Origin of the sequence: Pseudomonas amygdali, assembly GCF_002699855.1 — a bacterium.
Classification (GTDB): domain Bacteria; phylum Pseudomonadota; class Gammaproteobacteria; order Pseudomonadales; family Pseudomonadaceae; genus Aquipseudomonas; species Aquipseudomonas amygdali.
The window spans coordinates 1-2048 of sequence record NZ_LKBW01000170.1 but is presented as its reverse complement, the minus strand read 5'-3'; the positions used below and the strand labels follow the sequence as shown (position 1 = coordinate 2048).

3 protein-coding genes and 1 pseudogene are annotated in these 2048 nt (G+C 43.7%); all 4 read left to right on the top strand.

From position 1 onward, the window contains the following. Nucleotides 1–95: pseudogene (locus AO277_RS13080) on the top strand (IS5/IS1182 family transposase); the annotation flags it as partial. 203 nt (nucleotides 96–298) lie between these two features. Beyond that, a complete protein-coding gene (locus tag AO277_RS13075; RefSeq protein WP_015060682.1) occupies nucleotides 299–649 on the top strand; it encodes a helix-turn-helix domain-containing protein in 351 nt (116 codons plus the stop codon). 87 nt (nucleotides 650–736) lie between these two features. Beyond that, the gene (locus AO277_RS13070) at nucleotides 737–1207 is read left to right on the top strand and encodes a DUF6392 family protein (RefSeq protein ID WP_099259012.1); all 471 of its coding nucleotides are present in this window, start codon (nucleotides 737–739) and stop codon (nucleotides 1205–1207) included. A gap of 243 nt (nucleotides 1208–1450) precedes the next feature. Next, entirely contained in the window at nucleotides 1451–1831 is a 381-nt protein-coding gene (locus tag AO277_RS13065; RefSeq protein WP_015060680.1) for a hypothetical protein, read from the top strand. Nucleotides 1832–2048: the final 217 nt, after the last annotated feature.

Sequence of the window (2048 nt, the reverse complement as noted above, 5' to 3'; positions counted from 1 at the left end):
CTCGCTACGACAAGCTGGCCAAGAGCTACGCAGCCATGGTCACGCTGGCTTGTAGCCTACGTTGTATGCGGCAATACTTTTCGTACAAAACCTAAGGCCTGATTCTAAATCTTGGCCGCCCCCGTTGATCCATACCCGAGGACTGATTATACATACAGTATTTAAAATTGCCACAACACATAGCTACGTCGCGATTTTAGCGTCCGACAACACCTACAACAAGTCATTTTTGTAGAAAATACAAAAATAGTCTTTAAAAATAAAATAAAGTGTTGAAAATAAAAGGATTTTGGGCGCCATGATGAGCTCAATCCGCAAAATAATCGGATCTCGCATAAAGGCACACCGCAAGAGTAGAGGCCTTACTCAATCAGCGTTGGCAGAAGCCATTGAGTGCGAGGTTGCCTCTATCGGTCGATACGAACGCGCAGAAACAGCCCCTGATGGCGAGCAGCTTATCAAGATGGCTGAATTCTTTGAGATTTCCCCTATGGACCTCCTACCCGTCAAAATCGATGTAAAGCGTCAGGCTGTGCTTGATTTACGCTCGGAATTGATAGACCTCGTTCGCACGATCAATGATCCTAGCCAGCTAGAGCGGCTGATTGGCGTTGCCAAAGAATCGACCCAACCCGAACGTGGACGGTGATAGGCAACGTCTGGGATTTTCTGGTAAAAAGGGCTTTTGGGGCTGGAGTAACCCGATTTATGCAGACATCAATTGATAGATATAAACATGCAAAATAATAATATTATATCCTTAATAAAAAACATGGGCATGTCACACAAAGCCCTTATGCAGGAAGGTTTAATTACTGATACTAAACTGTCTCATCTGTACGAAAGCGAAGAAACACTCGAACTGGAAATAGCTCCAGGTGTCGAACTGGTCTTCTTGGAAGAAATCCTTTGTCTTGAAATGATTACTTTTTCATTTGCTAGAGCTCTCAATAAAGCTGATCCTGAATTCATGGGAATTTTGCCATATCCCTTAGATAAGATAAGAAATAAAAGAGATGCTCGCTTACTCCTTGGAGCGCCAATGTTTACCAAGTCACAAATGGATCTATTTCCAACAGAGCTGTACGGGTGGGATGTATATCAGCTCGATTCATCCTTGCACCCAGAGGCGATTCTGGACATTCAATACAACGAAGATATGTTGGTCAGCAATATATTAATTTCTTTAGTTGATAAAAATGTCTAGAGCTTTCAATTTTTCCCAGCGGTCGCAGCTAGTTAGGGACTAGCCCTCCCCTGCCAGCGCGTAGGGCTACGATTCACCTACATATGAGTAATTCCATATCAGCGACCACGCTTATGACTATTTTTTGCACGTTTCATACTTCACAAGGCAGTTGCAGATAAAAGCGTTTTGTTGCACCCTTACCGATGCGTGAGCAAAAGTTAAATAGACGCGACAACGTTTGACTAATTCAGGAATATGGACATGAGAAAAGCAATTTTAGTAGCCGCAGCAGCACTTTCCCTGTCAGGGCTGGGAGGATGCGCTAACGGTCGTTCCCCGCTGGATTATGAGACTGGTACATATGTATCTCCTGAAAAAGTTCAGCAGCTCAAAGCGACTCATGCTAACCAAGACCAGGTCGTTAGAGAGATAGGTTACCCCAGCTCAAAGAGTGAATTGAGCGGAAAAGAGATATGGCGCTACGACTATAATCACATCCCAGCAGTCCCCTTTGTAGGAAAAAATACAGCTGAAGCAACAGTTTTTGAGTGGTCAAAAAAGGGAACGATGATTGATGCTTATAAAACCAACGGAGGCAATGGCTCATCAAGTAATCCACTACTGAATGCTGCTGGAATGTAAAGTTACGGATCGCGCTGAAATGAAATATTCAAGCGGGCTTAAATTTACGATGCTGCCGTAACGTTCGAGTTACGGCAGTTCTAATTTCATTACTCAAAGGCGATTAAGCCACTTCATTAGGGTTTGTCTGAAAAGTCGCCTTGGTTAAAATGATGTCCTCTGGTTGCCAAGAGGGCCATCATGACTGACCGTTATGAAATTTCATCTGATCGTTGGG

What these genes read in the sequence shown, in the direction of transcription:
- AO277_RS13070 (WP_099259012.1), top strand. Translation starts at nt 737, where the DNA reads ATGCAAAATAATAATATTATATCCTTAATAAAAAACATGGGCATGTCA.
- AO277_RS13075 (WP_015060682.1), top strand. Translation starts at nt 299, where the DNA reads ATGATGAGCTCAATCCGCAAAATAATCGGATCTCGCATAAAGGCACAC.
- AO277_RS13065 (WP_015060680.1), top strand. Translation starts at nt 1,451, where the DNA reads ATGAGAAAAGCAATTTTAGTAGCCGCAGCAGCACTTTCCCTGTCAGGG.